The organism is Bradyrhizobium sp. CCBAU 45321 (assembly GCF_028128975.1).
GTDB lineage: Bacteria > Pseudomonadota > Alphaproteobacteria > Rhizobiales > Xanthobacteraceae > Bradyrhizobium > Bradyrhizobium yuanmingense.
This window is the reverse complement of record NZ_LFKZ01000123.1, coordinates 113,110-131,970: the sequence shown is the minus strand read 5'-3', so window position 1 is coordinate 131,970 and position 18,861 is coordinate 113,110. Positions and strand designations below refer to the sequence as shown.

At 65.5% G+C, this 18,861-nt stretch carries 17 protein-coding genes; 6 read left to right on the top strand and 11 right to left on the bottom strand.

What is annotated here, in order from left to right:
* Nucleotides 1-366: 366 nt before the first annotated feature.
* Nucleotides 367-2,355, bottom strand: coding sequence for a primary-amine oxidase (locus tag ACM43_RS19755; RefSeq protein WP_271542200.1), 1,989 nt, complete (start codon nt 2,353-2,355; stop codon nt 367-369).
* Between the two features lie 15 nt (nt 2,356-2,370).
* Nucleotides 2,371-3,561: a serine hydrolase domain-containing protein gene (locus ACM43_RS19750; RefSeq protein ID WP_271542199.1), complete on the bottom strand. Its 1,191-nt coding sequence runs from the start codon at nt 3,559-3,561 to the stop codon at nt 2,371-2,373.
* Nucleotides 3,562-3,743: 182 nt separating this feature from the next.
* Here ACM43_RS19750 and ACM43_RS19745 point away from each other — a divergent pair, with 182 nt between their 5' ends.
* Complete coding sequence (locus ACM43_RS19745; protein WP_271542198.1) at nt 3,744-4,733, top strand: helix-turn-helix domain-containing protein; 990 nt, start codon at nt 3,744-3,746, stop codon at nt 4,731-4,733.
* Nucleotides 4,734-4,739: 6 nt separating this feature from the next.
* Here ACM43_RS19745 and ACM43_RS19740 read toward each other — a convergent pair whose 3' ends face one another.
* The 3 genes from ACM43_RS19740 to ACM43_RS19730 form a co-directional block, all read right to left on the bottom strand.
* A complete protein-coding gene (locus ACM43_RS19740) occupies nt 4,740-5,405 on the bottom strand; it encodes a methionine ABC transporter permease (protein WP_057029183.1) in 666 nt (221 codons plus the stop codon).
* Nucleotides 5,395-6,534: a methionine ABC transporter ATP-binding protein gene (locus ACM43_RS19735; RefSeq protein ID WP_271542197.1), complete on the bottom strand. Its 1,140-nt coding sequence runs from the start codon at nt 6,532-6,534 to the stop codon at nt 5,395-5,397. The genes ACM43_RS19740 and ACM43_RS19735 overlap by 11 nt, the downstream gene beginning before the upstream one ends.
* A 228-nt stretch (nt 6,535-6,762) precedes the next feature.
* The gene (locus tag ACM43_RS19730) at nt 6,763-7,569 is read right to left on the bottom strand and encodes an enoyl-CoA hydratase/isomerase family protein (protein WP_271542196.1); all 807 of its coding nucleotides are present in this window, start codon (nt 7,567-7,569) and stop codon (nt 6,763-6,765) included.
* Between the two features lie 118 nt (nt 7,570-7,687).
* Here ACM43_RS19730 and nthA point away from each other — a divergent pair, with 118 nt between their 5' ends.
* From nthA to ACM43_RS19715, 3 genes are read left to right on the top strand one after another with little or no spacing between them, the layout of a single operon-like run.
* Nucleotides 7,688-8,320 carry a nitrile hydratase subunit alpha gene (nthA, locus tag ACM43_RS19725; RefSeq protein ID WP_271542195.1) on the top strand — a complete coding sequence of 211 codons (633 nt, stop codon included), beginning with the start codon at nt 7,688-7,690 and terminating at the stop codon, nt 8,318-8,320.
* Nucleotides 8,317-8,976: a nitrile hydratase subunit beta gene (gene nthB / locus ACM43_RS19720; RefSeq protein WP_271542194.1), complete on the top strand. Its 660-nt coding sequence runs from the start codon at nt 8,317-8,319 to the stop codon at nt 8,974-8,976. Before nthA ends, nthB begins: the two co-directional genes overlap by 4 nt.
* A complete protein-coding gene (locus ACM43_RS19715; RefSeq protein ID WP_036028031.1) occupies nt 8,976-9,353 on the top strand; it encodes a nitrile hydratase accessory protein in 378 nt (125 codons plus the stop codon). Before nthB ends, ACM43_RS19715 begins: the two co-directional genes overlap by 1 nt.
* 111 nt (nt 9,354-9,464) lie before the next feature.
* Here ACM43_RS19715 and queC read toward each other — a convergent pair whose 3' ends face one another.
* A complete protein-coding gene (gene queC, locus ACM43_RS19710; RefSeq protein WP_271542193.1) occupies nt 9,465-10,178 on the bottom strand; it encodes a 7-cyano-7-deazaguanine synthase QueC in 714 nt (237 codons plus the stop codon).
* 127 nt (nt 10,179-10,305) lie between these two features.
* On the opposite strand from queC, the gene mazG reads away from it, so the two are divergent.
* Nucleotides 10,306-11,151, top strand: coding sequence for a nucleoside triphosphate pyrophosphohydrolase (gene mazG / locus ACM43_RS19705; protein WP_271542192.1), 846 nt, complete (start codon nt 10,306-10,308; stop codon nt 11,149-11,151).
* A 92-nt stretch (nt 11,152-11,243) separates the two neighbouring features.
* On the opposite strand, the gene hflX is transcribed toward mazG, so the two are convergent.
* From hflX to ACM43_RS19685, 4 genes are all read right to left on the bottom strand, one after another.
* The gene (hflX, locus tag ACM43_RS19700) at nt 11,244-12,626 is read right to left on the bottom strand and encodes a GTPase HflX (RefSeq protein ID WP_198399778.1); all 1,383 of its coding nucleotides are present in this window, start codon (nt 12,624-12,626) and stop codon (nt 11,244-11,246) included.
* An 11-nt stretch (nt 12,627-12,637) separates the two neighbouring features.
* Nucleotides 12,638-12,886, bottom strand: a complete 249-nt coding sequence (gene hfq, locus ACM43_RS19695; RefSeq protein ID WP_007591126.1) for an RNA chaperone Hfq — start codon at nt 12,884-12,886, stop codon at nt 12,638-12,640.
* A gap of 249 nt (nt 12,887-13,135) precedes the next feature.
* A complete protein-coding gene (gene ntrX, locus ACM43_RS19690) occupies nt 13,136-14,506 on the bottom strand; it encodes a nitrogen assimilation response regulator NtrX (protein ID WP_036039494.1) in 1,371 nt (456 codons plus the stop codon).
* Between the two features lie 17 nt (nt 14,507-14,523).
* On the bottom strand, nt 14,524-16,932 hold the full coding sequence (locus tag ACM43_RS19685; protein ID WP_271542191.1) for a sensor histidine kinase: 2,409 nt from the start codon (nt 16,930-16,932) through the stop codon (nt 14,524-14,526).
* A gap of 173 nt (nt 16,933-17,105) precedes the next feature.
* Here ACM43_RS19685 and ACM43_RS19680 point away from each other — a divergent pair, with 173 nt between their 5' ends.
* Nucleotides 17,106-17,252, top strand: coding sequence for a hypothetical protein (locus tag ACM43_RS19680; protein ID WP_167361662.1), 147 nt, complete (start codon nt 17,106-17,108; stop codon nt 17,250-17,252).
* Nucleotides 17,253-17,418: 166 nt separating this feature from the next.
* Here the strand turns inward: ACM43_RS19680 and ntrC are convergent, their stop codons facing one another.
* Complete coding sequence (gene ntrC, locus ACM43_RS19675) at nt 17,419-18,861, bottom strand: nitrogen regulation protein NR(I) (RefSeq protein WP_128261688.1); 1,443 nt, start codon at nt 18,859-18,861, stop codon at nt 17,419-17,421.

The following is an 18,861-nucleotide window of genomic DNA, read 5'->3' as shown; positions in this document are numbered from 1 at the left end:
GTGAGAGCGAATGTGCTGGCCGCGCCAAGGAAGAGCATCTGAATCTGTCGGCGGCGCGTGTTCTTACGCGAAGAAGGTTGGAAATCGGTCACGTCTGTTGAGCCCCACGCACTGCCGGCTTTGCCGGTATCGTTCTTGATGGCCCGCCCTAACTCAGGCGGTTTCGGAGTGCGATAGGAACAGCGTTAGAATTTCTCCAGACGTGTGCACAGCACCTGCGAGGCATGCGCTCATGCGCGCTGCTTCTTTGGGATTGGAATCCCTCTAAAATGATTCTGTCAGTGTGCTAGGAGCCCGACCGGATGCGACGGCGCGCGTCGCGCAATCAGCGTTGCGACCAAAGCCAGGGGTGCGAGCGGATGAAGGTCACGTCCGGTCCGCGTGACAACAGGTCGTGCTCTTCTCGCCAGCCAGCACGCTGCGGCTGTTGCGGTCCGGCGGGAGGTCGCCAGCCGCATTCGCCGAAAAGAATCCGGTTGGCTTCAACACGAAGCCGGCATATTCCACCGGCATGATCGGAAAGTCTTCGGGCTTGCAGACATGGGTGTGGCCGAAAGAGTGCCACACCACGATGTCGGCATTCTCGATGTTGCGATTCTGCGCGGCATAGCGCGGCAGGCCGTCACCGCCGGCGTGAACGTTGGGATAGTCGCCGCTGGCGTACTTCTCGGCCGGATCGAATGCAGTCACCCAGACATGCTTGGTGGCAAAGCCGCCGCGCTTGCGCACATAGCTGCCCTCCTGCGCCAGCATCAAGGGGCTCGGATTGATGACGAGCTTGTAGGCCGGTGCACCGCCGACCGAATTGGTCTCGTTCGGATTACTGATCTTCCAGAACCGGCCGGTCTCGCCATTGGCGACCGCCGCGGCGTCGCGCTCGCGCGACAGCACGCGCGTGGTGGTGTCGAACACGTTGCCGTGCGGATTGTCATCGCCCCAGGGCCGCGGCACGAACTCGTGCTCCGTCACCGTGTTACCGCCGCCGTCGAGATCCATATGCAGGCGGACGTTGAAGAAGTGCTGGTGCGTGGGGCCGCCGAGATTATCGTCGACCATGCCACCCCATCGGTACTTTTCGCCCAACTGGACCGCGGCGGTCTGGATGATGCCAGTGAGTTTCGTCTCCAGCTGAATCGTGCCGTCCTGATAGAGATACCAGTAGAAGCCGTAATCGTAATTGCCGACGGTGGCGAAGAACGAGATCACGAGCCGCCGGGATCTCCGCACCTCGAACAGGCCGTTGCGGAACTCGTAGTGCTTCCAGGCAATCCCGTAATCCTCCTCATGAATGCAGAGCGCGTTCTGCATGACGAAGGGCTCGCCCTTGCTGTCGGCTGCGGGCACGTCGAAATAATGGATGTTGCCGAGACAGTCGCAGCCTAGCTCCAGCGCGTTGGCGAGCATGCCGAGCCCGTATTCGCCGGCATCGAAGGCCGACTTCCAGAAATGGTTCGCGGTCGGATCGGCATAAGGCACCACCATCTCGGTGACGCTGGCGCGGTGGATCAGCGACCGCTTGCGCGCGCCGTCCTGGTAGGCGAGCTGATGCAGCACGAGGCCCTCGCGCGGCGTGAAGCCCACGCGGAAGCTCCATTTCTGCCAGTCGACTTTCCAGCCGTCGACCTTGAAGCTCGGCCCTTCCGGCTGCTCGATATGCAGCGGCTTGATGTCGGTGCGCGGGTTTGGCACCTCATGCGCGCCGTAGTTCCGTTTCTTGCGCGGAATCGGCACGATCGGATCTTCATCCGTGAGCTCGATGACCTTGCCACCGATGAGGTCGACCACAGCGACCACGCCCTCGATCGGATGGGCGTAGCCGTTGTCCTGGAGATGCTCGCGAAAATAGCTGACGGCCCGCACAATGCGGGCGCCGCGCTCGAACTCCTTGTCGAAGAATCCGGAGGAGAACGGGTCGACCTGAACCAGCTCGATGTCCTTGTCGGTCAGCCCGCGCCGAACCATCGCCGCCCGCCAAGCGGGATCGGCCTTCACTACGGCATCGCACTTGAAGAACTCTTCCAGCATCACCGGCGGCTGCCCATAGGGCGCCTCGCGGTTCGGTACGACCTTGCGGCCGACGATCTCGCCGCGGCCGAGGTCAACGATATGCTCGATCGCCTCGCCCGTGGCGACGTCGAGCGTCAACGCGAAGGCGCGGCGCTCCACCTCGCCTGCGGCCAACTCCTGCTTCGTGGGCTCCTCCAGCCGCACCGTCGGGAAACGGCAGTTCGCCGCCGAGGTGGCCCCCGCCCGCACCAAAGCGCAAGCCGCGGTGATCTCGTCGGCCGTCAGCGGATCGAGCGGATGCGGTGTCGCGGTCTGCGCTCGCGGTTGGGCTTTGGCGGTTTCAAGCATGAGGACGTCCAAATATCAGGCGAGATGTGCGGTGATGGCGCGGAAGGCAGCAAACCAGCGCTGGTCGATCGGCACGTCCATTGCCTTGGGCTGTGTTGCGAGCTTGACGATGACGGTGTCGGAGTCGAGGTCGACATAGAGGTGCTGGCCGTGAATGCCGATCGCGGTGAGCGCGTTGCGCGAAGGATCGATGGTGAACCATTTGCTGCGGTAGCGCGCACCCGGGAAGAACTCGGCGAGGTCGCCATCGGCCCACGCCTTGGGATCACCGTTCTCGCGGATGTCGTCGATCCACCAGCCCGGCACCACCTGCCGGCCCTCGACGACGCCGCGGCAGCGGATCATCTCGCCGAAGCGGACGAGATCGCGCGCCGTGACCGAGATGCCGCCGGCAATGCGGCCCATGCCGTGGCTATCGAGTGTGAGAGAGCCGTCCTCCTCCGCGCCCAGGGGCTGCCAGAGAAACTCGGAGAGAATGAGATGGTAGGGCATCCCGCAGGCGCGTTCATACACCCAGCCGAGCACCTCGGTATTGGGCGAGACGTAGTGGAACACCTTGCCGTGCGGTTTGCCGCTGCCGCGCAGCGTCGTCAGATAAGCGCGCTGATGGCTGGGCTCGACGCCCGGCGGCGGCACGTCCCAACCCGAGGAGAACCGATAGCGCGCGAGGTCGCCGGCGGGGTCCTCGTAATCCTCCTCGAACTTGATAGCGACGGCCATGTCGAGCAGGTTGCGGACGGTGCAGCCGGCGTAGACCGATGTCTCCAGCTCCGGCACGTAGCGCAGCACCCTCGCCTCTGGATCGACCAGGCCGCGCGCGGCCAGCACGCCGCCGAGCGTGCCAGCGATCGCTTTGCTGATCGAGCAGATCAGATGCGGCGTGGTCGCGCTCATGCCGTCACCGTACCATTCATGGATCAGCGTGCCCTGATGCATCACGAGGAGCGTGTCGGCAAACGTTTCGCGCAGCGCACATTCGATCGTGGTCGCTTTGCCATCAGGCCCGGTGAAGCCGAGCTTTGCCAGTTCGCGCGGGGCGCTTCTCATCGGCGTCGGCCGGGCGGAGCGGCGGATCTCTGCGGTCGGCAGCACTTCGCGGGTGTGGGTAAAACCCCAGCGGATCGCGGGAAAGCTGCGCCAATTGGCGCGCGTCACCTGAGCCTCGGGTGCGGGCGGGCTGCCGCGCATGACATCGGTCGGTCGCATCTCGATCTCTCCGCGAAGCGCCGTTCCGGCTGCGATGTCGGAACGGCAGGACGTAAGCCTGCACCGCGGCGCTCTCAGGCGTTATCGAGATCCGGCAATATTTTGCTGGACAGCGTCTATGGCCGTGCCAGTCTGGCGCGGTTCCTGCTCAGTGCTGGGCTCAAGGATTTCGACGTATTGCCATGGCCTTAAGGGCAACTCTTCCGATTCAGGACTCGGCTGCCAGCCTGCTCCAGGCGAACAGCACGGATGTCGATGAGCATTGCGCAAGCCTCGGCCGCTGGCGGCTGAGCTACGACCAGATCAGCGCCGGCGCGTTCCGGGGCAGCTTCACGCAACTCTCCTTGCCCCGGCTGGAGGTGTTCCGCGAGATCACCAGCCAGCAGGTCCGTCAATATGGCCAGCTTGGCGCCGACAGTTTTGGCATCGGCCTGCCATGGCACGGCGACAGCGAGCTCAGCCTCAACGGGACCGGTGCCAGCGGCGCCCGCGTCCTCGCCAGCATCGACGCCGAGATCGACATGTGTACGCCGAAAGCCTTCGAGCTGCGCGGCGTCGTTGCCAGCACGGTGTTGATCGCAGAGCTCGCCGCCCGGCTCGACATCGAGCTGCCGCGCACCGCCTGGCACCGGCTGCAGATGATCGAAATGGCGGAAGCGCCGGTCGCGCGGCTGCGGGCGCATCTGGCCGCCATTCAAGCGACGATCACGACCGCTCCGGCAACGTTCAACGATCCGGCGGCGCGGCTGGCCCTGGAAGACGCCCTCCTCGTCGAGATCATGGACATGCTGCCGACCGCACGCCCGAGCGATCCCGGCCGCAGCGCGGCGGCTCGGAAGCGAACCGTGGATCGTGCCCGCGAGCTGATGCATGGCAGGGGCGATCGCTCGCTCTCGCTGCTGGAGGTCTGCAAGGCCGTCGGCGCCAGCCCGCGCAAGCTCGGCTATTGCTTCCAGGAGGTTTTGGGCACGAGCCCGATGCACTATTGGCGCGCGATGCGGCTGAACCGTGTGCGGCGCGATCTCAAGGGCGCCGGCGGCAACGAGACCTCGGTCTACGACGTCGCGGTGCAGCACGGCTTCTGGCACTTCAGCCAGTTCTCGCTCGACTACAAGCGCCACTTCGGCGAGCTGCCCTCGCAGACGCTGCGTCGCGCGAGGTGTGCCGCCTGATCGGATTCAGCGATGCCGCAACCGGCGATTGACCCGGCGCGCCAGGTAATCGCCGGCGCTCTGGACGATCTGCACCAGTGCGATCAGCACGACCACGACGGCCAGCATCATCTCCGGCATGAAGCGCTGGTAGCCGTAGCGGATGCCGAGATCGCCAAGGCCGCCGCCGCCGACTGCGCCGACCATGGCGGAATAACCGAGTAGGCTGACCACCGCGAGCGTCAGCGCCAGCAGCAGTCCCGGCAGCGCCTCCGGGATCAGGACCTTGAGCACGATCTGGAGCGGTGAAGCGCCGAACGAGGACGCGGTCTCGATCAGGCCGCCGTCGACCTCGCGGATCGCAGCCTCGACGAGCCGCGCGATGAACGGCGTCGAAGCGATCGTTAGCGGCACGATAGCGGCCGTCGAGCCGATCGAGGTGCCGGCAACGAGGCGCGTGAACGGGATGATGGCGACGACGAGGATGATGAAGGGCGTCGAGCGTGTCGCATTGACGACGATGCCGAGCACGCGATTGACGATGGGCGCCGCGAACAGCTCGCCTTTGCGGCTGGTGGCCAGGAACACGCCGAGCGGCAGGCCGAAGGCGGTGCCGAGCAGCGCCGCGATGCCGACCATGTACAGGCTTTCGAAGGTAGCCTGGACGATCAGGTTGATGAGTTCAGGCGACATAGCCGAGACGCTCCGCCGAGAGTTGATATTGAGAGAGCCAGGCGAGCGTCCGCGTCACCGCGTCCTCGCCGACGGGAATGCCGAGCGTCAGCGAGCCCACGTGCTGGCCGCCGATCTCGTCGATGCGCGCCGACAGCAGCGACACGTCGAGCGCTAGCTCACGCGCGAGCCGCGCCACCACGGTGTCGCCGGCCCCTGCCCCGCGCACCTGGATCCGGATCACGGCCTGCCCGCCGGCAGGCCGCTCCGAAACGATCCGGCTCGCCAGCGACACCGGCAGGCTGTCGCCGATCACCTCCGCCAGGAAGGACTGCGTGATCGGATGTCTTGGCTGCGTGAAGATATCGGCGACATGGCCACTCTCGACCACGCGGCCGGCGTCCAGCACCACCACCTCCTTGGCGAGCTGGCGCACCACGGACATCTCGTGGGTAATCAGCACGATGGTCACGCCGAGCTCGCGGTTGATGTTCGCAAGCAGATCGAGGATCGCGCGCGTGGTCTGCGGATCGAGTGCCGAGGTCGCCTCGTCCGACAGCAGCACGCTTGGCCGCGTCGCCAGCGCGCGGGCGATGCCGACGCGCTGCTTCTGGCCGCCGGACAGTTCGGAAGGATAGCGGTCGTGCTTGTCGGCGATGCCGACCAGCGCGAGCAGCTCGGCGACGCGGGCCTTGATGTCGGTCTTGGTCCAGCCGGCGATCTCGAGCGGCAGCGCGATGTTGTCGGCGGCGGTTCGCGAGGACAGCAGATTGAAGTGCTGGAAGATCATGCCGATCGAGCGCTGCGCCAATCGAAGCTCGCGGCCGGTCAGCGCCGAGATATCGCGGCCGTCGACGATCACACGGCCCGTGGTCGGTTTCTCCAGGCCGTTGATCAGCCGGACCAGGCTCGACTTGCCGGCGCCAGAGCGGCCGATCACGCCGGTGATGGAGCCGCGCGGAATGGCGAAGTCGATGTCTTGCAGCGCGTTGACGCCGGGCTTGCCGCGATAGGCCGGATAGGTCTTGGAGATGCCGGCGAAACGGACCATCGCGTCCGGCTCGGCGGGCGCGGGTGAAATCGCTTCGAGCGTTTCGATCGGTCGTCCGATCGCGAGCGATTGGTGGGCATTCATGGAGACGGCCTTCATGCACGATAGCTCGGTCACCCGCATGCCCAGGGCACATGGGAACCGGTCGCGTCTCTGCGACGTGGTGAAAATGGCGACGAGGGCTCAATCGAGCGCGCTGCACCGCAGCACGCACCTTCGCTCTTTCTGGTCTTCCTTGCAATCTCAGATATTTGGAAGGACGTGGACGAAATTTTCCCGATCGTCTCCTGACGAGGAAGATTTATCCGCCGAATATCGGCGCTGTGATCACCGACCCCGGAACCGCGGCTTGCGGCGCGTCAGGAACGCCTCCACGCCTTCCTTGTGGTCTTCGCTGAGGCTGGCGAGCGCGAACTGATCGACATCCATGTGGCTTGCAAGATCGTCCAGCGCATGCGCGAGCCGGTTGACGGTCAGCTTGGTCATGGCGACGGACAGCGGCGGTTGCGCGGCAACCTTGCGGGCAAGCTCCATGGCGGCATCGAAGGCATGGCCGGGATCCGCCACCTGCTCGACGAGCCCCCATTCATAGGCCTCGTCCGCGCTGATGCGCTGGTCGGCCAGGATCACTGCCTGCTTGGTGCGGGCCGGCCCGATCAGATGCAGCATGCGCGGGATGCCCTGCCAGCTCATATTCATGCCGAGCCCGATCTCGGGCACGCGCAGATGCGCATCGCGCCCCATCACCCGGAAATCGAGCGCCACCGCGAGGGCGACGCCGCCGCCGACGCAAAAGCCTTCGATCGCGGCGATCGTGATCTGCTCCATGTCCTGCCAGGCTTGGGTGAGGCGCGGCCCGAGCTTGAGGTGCCGCCGCAGCGCGCCGAGGTCCATCTCCTTGCGCGAGCGTCCCTCGGCGTCCTTGAGATCGAAGCCGGCGCTGAAGGCGCCCGAGCTGCCGGTCAGCACGACGACCGAGGTCGCTGCATCGTCCTCGAAGCTGCGCGCGGCCGCCGTGAGTTGGCGCAGCGCCTCCGGCGAGAGCGCGTTGATGCCGTCGCCACGGTCGAAGCGCACGACCGCGATCCGGCCCTCCGGTCCGAGACCCTTCTCGATCTTCACGTAATCGGTCACCATCATCTCCACGCTGTTTGCGGGATGCTAGCGTACAAGTGCCCTCACGCATACGTGCCAGGACTGCGCTGCAACGAGCCCTCGACAGCCCCTAGCCATTGCGCCTATCTTCCGCGGCATGAGCCAAGATCACGACCATCATCACCACGATCACGATCATTCCGAGCTGTCCGAGACCGAGCTGCGCGTGCGCGCGCTCGAGACGATCCTGACCGAAAAAGGCTATGTCGAGCCGGCCGCGCTCGATGCCATCATCCAGGCCTATGAGACCAAGATCGGCCCGCACAATGGCGCGCGCGTCGTTGCAAAGGCCTGGACCGATCCGGCGTTCAAGACGGCGCTGCTGCAGGACGGCTCCAAGGCCATCGGCACGCTCGGCCATGTCAGCCGCGTCGGCGATCATCTCGTCGTGGTCGAGAACACGCCCGAGCGGCACAACATGGTCGTGTGCACACTGTGCTCTTGTTACCCCTGGGAAATGCTCGGGCTGCCGCCGGTCTGGTACAAGGCCGCGCCCTACCGCTCGCGCGCGGTAAAGGATCCGCGCGGCGTGCTCGCCGATTTCGGGGTCGCGCTGCCCAAGGACATCGAGATCCGGGTGTGGGATTCCACGGCCGAGACGCGCTTCCTGGTGCTGCCGATGCGCCCCGCGGGCACGGAAGGCTGGAGCGAGGAGCAGCTCGCCGAGCTCGTGACGCGCGATTCCATGATCGGCACCGGTTTCCCCAGGACGCCGGGAGCACCGTCGTGAACGGCGTGCACGACATGGGCGGCATGGACGGGTTCGGCAAGGTCGAGCCCGAGCCGAACGAGCCGATGTTTCACGAGGAATGGGAGTCGCGCGTGCTGGCCATGGTGCGCGCGATGGGCGCAGCCGGCGCCTTCAACATCGACACTTCGCGCTTCTATCGCGAGACCTTGCCGCCGCATGTTTACCTGTCGAGCTCCTATTACAAGAAATGGTTTCTCGGGCTCGAGGAGATGCTGATCGACAAGGGCTATCTCACCCGTGAGGAGGTCGCCGCCGGCCATGCGATGCAGCCGGCAAAGGCGCTCAAGCACGGCAAGTTCGACCGCGCCAATGTCGAGCGCGTGATGGTGCGCGGCAAGTTCGGCCGCCCTGCCCCGGCTCCGGCGAAATTCAACATCGGCGATCGCGTCCGCGCCAGGAATATTCACCCTGCCACGCACACGCGACTGCCGCGCTATGTGCGCGGCCATATCGGCGTGGTCGAGCTGAACCACGGCTGCCACGTCTTTCCGGATACGGCGGCGATGGAGCGCGGCGAGAACCCGCAATGGCTCTATACCGTGGTGTTTGAGGGCCGCGATCTCTGGGGCGAGGACGGCGATCCCACGCTGAAGGTCTCGATCGACGCGTTCGAGTCCTATCTGGAACCGGCGTGATGAGCAGCGCGCTGGCGGCCGCCGCGACGGCGGCGATCCCGAGCATTCCGTGCGACGACGACGGCCCGGTGTTCCGAGCGCCCTGGGAGGCGCATGCCTTCGCGATGGCCTTGAGCCTGCACGAGCGCGGCGTATTCACCTGGCCGGAATGGGCCGCCGCACTCGCCGACGAAATCAAGCGCGCCCAGGCCGCGGGCGATCCTGATACCGGCGAGACCTACTATCTGCACTGGCTCGCTACGCTGGAGGGCCTCGTCGCCCGCAAGGGCGTCGCGTCCATGGAAACGCTGCACCGCTATCGGAATGCGTGGGACCACGCGGCGGATCGCACGCCACACGGCAAGCCTATCGAGCTCAGGCCAGAGGATTTTGGCTAGCTGATCGCTCCGTCGTCATTGCGAGCGCAGCGAAGCAATCCAGAATCCCTCCGCGGTGGCAGTCTGGATTGCTTCGTCGCAAGGACTCCTCGCAATGACGACAGAGCGAGCCTACCGTCCCGCCACGTACTCGTTCCACCCCTTCGCCCGCAAACTGCAGGCCGGGCACTCGCCGCAGCCATAGCCCCACTCGTGCGGCGCGCCGCGTTCGCCGAGATAGCAGGTGTGCGACTGCTCGCGGATGAGATCGACCAGCCCGGCGCCGCCGAGGTCATGGGCGAGCTTCCAGGTCGCGGCCTTGTCGATCCACATCAAGGGCGTGTGCAGCTCGAACTGCTTGGCCATGCCGAGCGAGAGCGCGGCCTGCATGGCGCGGACGGTCTCGTCACGGCAATCGGGATAGCCGGAATAATCGGTCTCGCACATGCCGCCGACGATGTGGCTGATGCCGCGCCGGTAGGCCAGCGCCGCGGCGAAGGTCAGGAACACGAGGTTGCGGCCCGGCACGAAGGTGTTCGGCAGGCCGTCCGCGCCCATCGCGATCGCGACGTCGCGGGTCAGCGCCGTCTCGGACACCGCCGCCAGCGTCGGGATCGACAGCGTGTGGCTCTCGCCGAGCCTTGCAGCCCAATCGGCGCGCAGGGCCTTGATGCCGTCGAGCAGGCGGTCGCGGCAGGCAAGCTCGATGGCGTGGCGCTGGCCGTAGTCGAACCCCAGCGTCTCCACGCGCGCGAAGCGGCTCAGCGCCCAGGCGAGGCAGGTGGTGGAATCCTGGCCGCCGGAGAACAGCACCAGCGCGGTTTGTGAGGAAAATGCATCACTCATGGCCCGCGCTTTAGCATCGCGCGACTTGCCCGCCAATCGGTGGAAATCGGCCAGTTCCGCCGCCTTGCGCTGGGATCGGGGGCCCGCTTTTGGCATAAGGCTCTGGATCCCAGGAGACTGCCCGGCAATGACCCCTTCCCGCGACATTTCCCGCCTGATCGAGATCATGGCGGCGCTGCGCACGCCGGTGACCGGCTGCCCCTGGGACCTCGAGCAGGATTTTTCGACGATCGCGCCGTACACGATCGAGGAAGCCTATGAGGTAGTCGACGCCATCACCCGCGGCGATCTCGACGATCTCAGAGAGGAGCTTGGCGATCTCCTGCTCCAGGTGGTGTTCCACGCCCAGATGGCTTCCGAGCAGAACGCGTTCAATTTTGGTGACGTGGTCCTGGCCATCACCCGCAAGATGATCCGCCGCCATCCCCACGTCTTCGCCGACAAGGACGGCAAACTCGCCTCCTCCCATGTCAAGGAAGTCTGGGACCGCATCAAGGCCGAGGAAAAGGCCGAGCGCGCCGCGCGCCGGCCGCCGGAAGGGGCGCCGACGCACAAGTCGCTGCTCTCGGGCGTGAAGGCCGGCCAGCCCGCGCTGACGCGTGCGATGGAGCTGCAGCGCAAGGCGTCCACCGTCGGCTTCGACTGGAACGACCCGCGCGCGGTCCTGCACAAGATACGCGAGGAGGTCGACGAGATCGAGGCAGCATTGGACCGCAACGACAAGCAGGAGATTGCGGAAGAGACCGGCGACCTGATGTTCGCCCTCGTCAACCTCGCCCGCCATGTCGATGCTGATCCGGAGGCTGCGCTCCGCGCGACGAATGCAAAATTCGAGCGGCGCTTTGCCTATATCGAGCGGGCACTAGAGGCGCAGGGCCGGACGCTGGAGCAGGCGTCGCTGGCGGAGATGGACGCGCTGTGGAATGCGGCGAAGGGCGATGAGAAGCCGGTGTCACAAGCGCGAAGCTCGTAGCCCGGATGGTGCGAAGCGTAATCCGGATCGCTTTGCGCTGTGACATCCCGGATTTCGCTAACGCTCCATCCGGGCTACGAAGTGAGGCTCGGTTACGCCGGCAGATGCGGCACCGCGTCGAACCTGTTCACCACGATATCCCGCTTGGTCTCGTCCACCCGCACGGTCATGTCGAAGCGGCCGTCGTGCAGCTCCTTCGACAGCACCTCGGCATTGCGGTGCAGCCAGCTGATGCCGGCGCCGTCGGCGGCGTCGATGGAGAGATCGAGCGTTGTCCGTTTCGCCGCGAGCCGCTGCTCGATCGCGGCGAGCAGAGCATCGACGCCCTCGCCCGACACGGCTGAGACCAGCATCGCCGGATGATCCTCCGGCCTGCGCGCCGCGATGTTGAGCAGCTCTTCGCGTTGCTCAGGGTCGAAACGGTCGATCTTGTTCCAGACCTCGATGATGCGGCCGGAATCGTCCGGGTTGATGCCGAGCTGGCGCAGCACCGCGTCGACGTCGCTTTGCTGCGCCTCGGCGTCCTCATGCGAGATGTCGCGGACATGCAGGATGACGTCGGCCTCCAGCACCTCCTCCAGCGTGGCGCGGAAGGCGGCGACGAGCTGCGTCGGCAGGTTGGAGATGAAGCCGACGGTGTCCGAGAGCATCGCCTTGCCGCCATGCGGCAGGTTGAGCGCCCGCAAGGTCGGATCGAGCGTTGCGAACAGCATGTCGGCCGCCTGCACGTCGGCGCGGGTCAGGCGATTGAACAGCGTCGACTTGCCGGCATTGGTGTAGCCGACCAGCGCGACAACACGATACGGCACGCGTTGACGGCCGGCGCGGTGCAGGCGCCGCGTCGCCTGCACCTTTTTAAGCTCGCTCTCGAGTTTGGAGATGCGCTCCTGGATCAGGCGGCGGTCGGCCTCGATCTGCGTCTCGCCGGGGCCGCCCATGAAGCCGAAACCGCCGCGCTGGCGTTCGAGATGGGTCCAGGAGCGCACCAGGCGCGAACGCTGGTAGTTGAGATGCGCAAGCTCGACCTGCAACGAGCCTTCCCGGGTCTTGGCGCGGCGGCCGAAGATTTCGAGAATGAGCCCGGTGCGGTCGAGCACCTTGGCGTGCCATTCCTTTTCGAGATTGCGCTGCTGGATCGGCGACAATGCGCAATCCATCACCACGAGCTCGACCTCGAGGGTCTTGATCAGCCCGGCGATCTCCTCGACCTTGCCCTTGCCGATATAGGTCGCGGGGCGGATCTGGCTGACCGGCGCGACGATGGCGTCGGCAATGACGAGATCGATCGCCCGCGCGAGGCCCGCGGCTTCATCGAGCCGGGCCTCGGTATCTCGCAGAGCATGAGTCACCGATTGCACGTCGGCGCTGCCCGCGCGCACGCGCAAGTAGGGGCCGATGACAAGCACCCGCCCCGTCTGCGTAGCCCCTGCCGACCGCGGACGGTCGGCATCCCCGTCGAAATTTCGGGGTTCCAATCAGGTCACTCTCAAGCCGGCTGGTCCTCGCCGCCTTCGAACAACTGAATCGGAGCGCCCGGCATGATGGTCGAGATCGCATGCTTGTAGACCAGCTGCGAATGACCGTCGCGCCGAAGCAGCAAACAGAAATTGTCGAACCAGGTCACGATGCCCTGGAGCTTCACTCCGTTGACCAGAAAGATCGTCAGTGGCGTCTTGGTTTTGCGAACGTGATTAAGGAAGGTGTCCTGTAGGTTTTGTGCGCGGTCTGCCGCCATTGTTTTTTTCTCGCTTTGAGTTTCTTTTTATTGCGCCGGATGCGGCCCTCTTTGTGGAGTTCGGGGCCTCCTCCGGTTGCCGTCCTTCATGAGATCCCCCTCGGAAGGAACAGCGGGTGGATTAGAGGACAGGTCGGGATATTAGGCAAGCCGCTTCAAGCGGCAGGCGTGGCCCTATTGCCCCGAAAAACTACGGAAATCGATGATTTTCTTTGCCTATTCCCGAGATGCCGCCGCAGCGTCGCAGCATTAGCCGACGCCGAGTGCTTTCAACTTCCGGTGCAAGGCCGAGCGTTCCATGCCAACGAACTCGGCCGTTCGAGAAATATTTCCTGAGAAACGGCTGATCTGTGCAATCAAATAGTCGCGCTCGAACACCTCGCGGGCTTCGCGCAGCGGCAGGCCCATGATGTGCTCGCCATTGTTGCTGGTCGGCATCGCCGGCACCATCGAGCCGACATCCTGCGGCAGCATGTCGGCCGTGATGATGACCTCCGGCCCTCCGGCGGCCAGAATCATGACTCTTTCGACGTTGTTGCGGAGCTGGCGCACATTGCCGGGCCAGACATGCGATTGCAGCACCGCCATCGCGTCCTGACCGATCTGGCGCTTGGGCAGGCCGCTGCCGGCCGAGATCTGCTCCATGAAATAGTCGATCAGTTCCGGAATGTCCTCGCGCCGCTCCGACAGTGCGGGCACGCGGATCGGCACCACCGAGAGCCGGTGGTAGAGGTCCTCGCGGAAACGGCCGGCCGCGATCTCCTCTTCGAGATTGCGTGCGGTCGATGAGATGATGCGCACGTCGACCTGCACCTTGGCGGTGCCGCCGACGCGCTGGAACGACTGCTCCACCAGCACGCGCAGGATCTTGTTCTGGGTCTCGCGCGGCATGTCCGCGATCTCGTCGATGAACAGCGTGCCGCCATGCGCCTCTTCGAGCGCGCCGGGCTTGCGCGGCTGCTCGCCGTTGGACTGCTCGACGCCGAACAGCTCATGCTCCATTCGCTCGGGCGTGATCGCGGCGGCGTTGATGACGACGAACGGACCGTCGGCGCGGCCCGAAGCGGTATGCAGCGTGCGCGCGGTCAGCTCCTTGCCGGCGCCGGCGGGGCCGACGATCAGGATACGGCTGTTGGCCTTGGCCGCCCGCTCGATGGTCTGGCGCAGCTGGTTCATGCTGGGCGAGCGGCCGACGAGCTGGCTGGCGCTCGGGGCGAGCTGCTTCAGCTCCTTGACCTCGCGCTTGAGCCGCGAGTTCTCCAGCGCTCTGGTCGCGACCAGGATGAGGCGGTCGGCCTTGAACGGCTTCTCGATGAAGTCATAGGCGCCGCGCTTGATCGCGGCGACTGCGGTCTCGATGTTGCCGTGGCCGGAGATCATCACGACGGGCAGATCGGCATTGTCCTTCTTGACCTGCTCCAGGAGCTGCAGGCCGTCGAGCTTGGAGCCTTGCAGCCAGATGTCGAGAAACACCAGATGCGGCCGACGATTGGCAATCTCGGCGAGCGCCGTGTCGCTGTCACGTGCGGTCCTGGTGACGAACCCTTCGTCTTCGAGAATGCCCGCAACGAGATCGCGAATATCGGCCTCGTCATCGACAATCAGAATTTCACTTGCCATGGATCGCGCCTGTCTTGTCAGCTGCCTGTTGAGGCTTCGATTTTGGTTGAATCATTGGTCTTTTCAGCCGGCTCTTTGGTTCCGGCGGCCGGCTCTTTTGTTGCCTGGGTCTCGATGGATTCCGTCGCCGTTTGCGTGATGTCGGGCTTGGAGGTTGTCCCGGTCGCGCCGTTGACCGCCGGCACTTGCTCCGTTCTCGCGGACTTCGCGGGTTGCCCCGACACGGCAAAGCGCATGCGCATCCAGGCGCCGCGCTGGCCGGCACGGAAGTCCGAGGCGTCCTTCAGCTCGATCCGCCCGCCATGGTCTTCCAGCACGCGCCCGACGATCGCAAGCCCCAGCCCGGTGCCCTTGGCACGCGTGGTAACGTAGGGCTCGAGCAGACGCGAGCGCGCGACCTTGGGCAGGCCGATGCCGTTGTCGATGACGTCGATCAGCACGTCGTCGCCCTCGCGCGACACCACGACGTCGATACGCCCCTTGCCGAGCTCCTCGGGCGGGACCTGCTCGATCGCCTCGGTGGCGTTCTTGACGATGTTGGTGACAGCCTGCGAGATCAGGCGCCGGTCGAACTGGGCGCGCAGCGGATCCTGCTTGAACTCGGCCTCGATGTCGATTTCGGGATGGGCGACCTTCATCAGGAACACGGCCTGGCGCACCGTGTCGGCGACGTCCTCGCCTTCCATCACGGGCTTGGGCATCCGCGCAAAGCGCGAGAACTCGTCGACCATGCGCCTGATGTCGTCGACCTGGCGGACGATGGTGTCGGTGCATTGGTCGAAGATCTGCTTGTCCTTGGTCTCGGTGATGTCCTTGCCGAACTTGCGGCGGATGCGCTCGGCCGAGAGCTGGATCGGCGTCAGCGGGTTCTTGATCTCATGCGCGATGCGGCGCGCCACGTCGCCCCAGGCCGAGGTACGCTGCGCCGAGACCAGCTCGGTGATGTCGTCGAGCGTGATGATGTAGCTGTCATGCGGCTGGTTCTTCTCGGCGCTGACGCGGACCGACAGGTTGCGCTCGGTGCCGTCACGGGTGATCGTGATCTGGCCCTGCACCAGGCGCTGGGTCCCTTCCCGCGCCGTCTTCATCATCTCGTCGAGTTCGGGCAGCACGTCGGAGAGCGGATGGCCGAGCGTCTCGGCTTCGGAGTGCCCGATCAGTTTCTCTGCGGAGCGGTTGAGGATGCCGACGCTGCCGGACGCGTCGACGCCGATGATGCCCGCGCTCGCGGACGACAGCACCGCCTCGATGAAGCGGCGGCGGCTGTCGATGAGGTCGCTGGCATTGACCAGCTCGTCGCGCTGGCTGCGCAATTCCTGCGTCATCTTGTTGAAGGTCTCGCCCAGCTGGGCGAGATCGCCCTCCGACTGGTGCACGGGCACCTGGACGTGCAGGTCGCCGGTCGAAACTGTATGTGCCGCGTTCATCAGTCGCCGGATCGGCGAGACCAGCGAGTTGGCGAAGTTGAGACCGATCAGCACCGAAGCCATGAGGATGGTCAGCGCGATCACCGCGAACATCAGCGCGAAAGCGACCTGGATACCGAGCCTGCGCGATTCGATCTGGGCGTATTCGGCGACGCTGACCTCGGTCTGCTTGAGCTGATTGACGACATTCGGATCAAGCGGCCTGGCGACATAGAGGAAGGTGTCGTTGAAGGCGCGCAGGCGGATCACCGCGGCAACGAAGCTCGCATCGGGAAGGACCGCGATCTCGGGCTCGTTCTCGTTGACGTTGCTGAGAAAATCCGGCGCGGGCGGCGAATAAGCGAGCCGCATGCCGGTGTCGGCGGATTCCAGGATGTTGGTGTTCTTGTCGATGATCATCGCGCCCGGCAGGTTGCGCGACGCGGCGCTCGCCGTTAGCATCTCGCGGAACGAGCGGCGGTCCTGGTCGTAGAGCGGCCGGGCATGGGCGATGTCGTTGGCCATGCCGAGAATGTCGCCGCGGATCAGCTGGGCATGGTCCTGCATATAGGCCCGCGCGATCGTCAGCGAGTTCTGGATCACCTCCTTGGTCGGCCCGGAGAACAACCGGTCGAGGCCGCGCTCGATGGTGACGTTGGCAACGACGGCGACCAGCACCGCCGGCAGCACCGCCACGATCGAGAACAGGCTGACGATCTGGACGTGGAGACGCGCCGCCGCCCTGCCCCGCCGCCGCGCCAGGATCAGCTGCCAGAGTTCCCGGATGATGATCCCGACCAGCAGCAGGATCGTGGCGGCATTGATCAGATAGAATGTGCGGACCACCGCGGGCGTCGGCTCGATCGTGCTCAGACCCGTCAGGACCAGGAAGGTCAGGAAGGCCGACAACAGCGCCAGCGCGACGGCAAAGGGTGCCAGCCAGCGTCGCACCGACCAACGCCGGGGCTCTTCCGCTGTGGCCGTGTCAAAGTGTGCGGCCGAGGTATCTGCGCTGGTCATTCCGGCAATGATGCTGAAAACGGGTCCGCGGACGGGCGGATACTGATGTATTCGTACCACATTGTTGCCGAATTGCGACAATTCCGCGGCGTGTTCGCCCTGGCGGACCCGCGCAATCCACAGGCACATGCCGCCTGGGCGGAACGGATTCCCGCCGTCCCGGCTTAATCCGCATGGATAGGATCTTTCTCGCGACGATGGTTTCGGCCGTTCTGCTGCTGATCGTGGCCGCCGACCTCCTGGTCAACGGCCTCGGCCTTCAGCAGCCGCCGCTGAATGTCGCGAGCGTGGTGCCAGCATCCGGCGGACTGGTCAGATAGGCGCAATGGCCGCGCTGCGGCCGACGACCAATTTGAATGTGCGGGCGGAACATTAGAGTCCCGTCAGGACTTGTGCTCACCGCGTCAGCCACAACGGCCAGCGCGATCCGGACAGGCTCAGCTCTGCCTTGGTAGGGGGAGCTGAGCCACCGGCCGCGTCGAGAGACTAGCCCCCGCTCCGATACACCTGGATGTCGAGATCCCGGATCTTCTTCCGCAGCGTGTTGCGGTTGAGGCCGAGCAGGTCCGCGGCGCGGATCTGGTTGCCACGGGTGGCGGCGAGCGCGGCCGTGAGCAGCGGCACCTCGATCTCCTTGAGGATGCGGTGATAGAGGCCGGGCGGCGGCACGCCGTTCGGGAAGCCCTGGAAGTGCGAGGACAGATACGCCTCCACGGCGCCGCCGAGATTGTCGACGCCCTGCTGGACCGCAGCCCCCGGGCTGACCGAGGGGGGCGCGAGCTCGCCGTCGATGACGGAGGACGTGATCACGTCCTGGGGATAGAGCGCGGCGAGGCGCCGGGCGAGGTTCTCGAGCTCGCGCACGTTGCCGGGCCAGCGGTGCTGCTTCAGCCGCTCCAGCGCCAGCGTGTCGAGCTTCTTCGGCGGCAAGCCGTCCTTCTCGGCCAGTGTGAAGAAGTGCCGCACGAGATCCGGCAGGTCCTCGATGCGCTCGCGCAACGGCGGCAGCCGCAGCGGAACGACGTTGAGGCGGAAGAACAGGTCTTCGCGGAACAGGCCCTGCTGAATGAGCACGCGCAGGTCCTTGTTGGAGGCCGCAACGATGCGCACGTCGGTCTTGATCGGGGTGCGGCCGCCAACCGTGGTGTATTCGCCCTGCTGCAACACACGCAGCAGGCGGGTCTGCGCCTCCATCGGCATGTCGCCGATCTCATCCAGGAACAGCGTGCCGCCTTCGGCCTGCTCGAACCGGCCGGAGGCGCGGGTGTTGGCGCCGGTGAAGGCACCGCGCTCGTGGCCGAACAATTCGGACTCGATGAGGTCGCGCGGGATCGCCGCCATGTTGACCGCGACGAAGGGGCCGTTGCGGCGCTTGCCGTAATCGTGCAGCGCGCGCGCCACCAGCTCCTTGCCGGTTCCGGACTCGCCCGTGATCATCACGGTGAGGTCGGTCTGCATCAGGCGCGCCAGCACGCGATAGATTTCCTGCATCGCCGGCGAGCGGCCGACCAGCGGGATCGCCTCCATCTCGGCGTCCTCATCCGGCGTCGAGGTCCGCTCCTTCGGCTCGGCGAGCGCGCGGCCGACGATCGCGATCAGCTCCTTGAGGTCGAACGGCTTCGGCAGATATTCGTAGGCCCCCCGCTCGGACGCACGGATCGCCGTCATGAAGGTGTTCTGCGCGCTCATGACGATGACGGGCAGGTTCGGCCGCATCTTCTTGATCCGCGGCAACAGGTCGAACGCGTTTTCGTCGGGCATCACCACGTCGGTGATGACGAGATCGCCCTCGCCCTGGCTGACCCAGCGCCATAGCGTTGCGGCATTGCCGGTCAGCCGCACTTCGTAACCGGCGCGGGACAGTGCCTGATTGAGAACGGTGCGGATGGCGGTATCGTCATCGGCTACGAGAATGCTACCTGCGGGCAT